Origin of the sequence: Streptomyces anulatus, assembly GCF_014650675.1 — a bacterium.
Classification (GTDB): Bacteria; Actinomycetota; Actinomycetes; order Streptomycetales; family Streptomycetaceae; genus Streptomyces; species Streptomyces anulatus.
Window position 1 is genome coordinate 1 of record NZ_BMVK01000043.1, and the last position, 806, is coordinate 806.

The 806-nt window shown below is 56.1% G+C and carries 1 rRNA gene; it reads left to right on the forward strand.

Going from position 1 to position 806, the window contains the following annotated elements:
* Window positions 1-806: ribosomal RNA gene (locus tag IE272_RS38525) — 23S ribosomal RNA — on the forward strand; the annotation flags it as partial.

Here is an 806-nt window from a genome sequence, read left to right on the forward strand (position 1 = left end):
AAGACCCCGGGACCTTTACTATAGTTTGATATTGGTGTTCGGTTCGGCTTGTGTAGGATAGGTGGGAGACTTTGAAGCGGCCACGCCAGTGGTTGTGGAGTCGTCGTTGAAATACCACTCTGGTCGTGCTGGATGTCTAACCTGGGTCCGTGATCCGGATCAGGGACAGTGTCTGATGGGTAGTTTAACTGGGGCGGTTGCCTCCTAAAGAGTAACGGAGGCGCCCAAAGGTTCCCTCAGCCTGGTTGGCAATCAGGTGTTGAGTGTAAGTGCACAAGGGAGCTTGACTGTGAGACCGACGGGTCGAGCAGGGACGAAAGTCGGGACTAGTGATCCGGCAGTGGCTTGTGGAAGCGCTGTCGCTCAACGGATAAAAGGTACCCCGGGGATAACAGGCTGATCTTCCCCAAGAGTCCATATCGACGGGATGGTTTGGCACCTCGATGTCGGCTCGTCGCATCCTGGGGCTGGAGTCGGTCCCAAGGGTTGGGCTGTTCGCCCATTAAAGCGGTACGCGAGCTGGGTTTAGAACGTCGTGAGACAGTTCGGTCCCTATCCGCTGTGCGCGTAGGAATATTGAGAAGGGCTGTCCCTAGTACGAGAGGACCGGGACGGACGAACCTCTGGTGTGCCAGTTGTCCTGCCAAGGGCATGGCTGGTTGGCTACGTTCGGAAAGGATAACCGCTGAAAGCATCTAAGCGGGAAGCCTGCTTCGAGATGAGTATTCCCACCCTCTTGAAGGGTTAAGGCTCCCAGTAGACGACTGGGTTGATAGGCCAGATGTGGAAGCCCTGTAAGGGGTGGA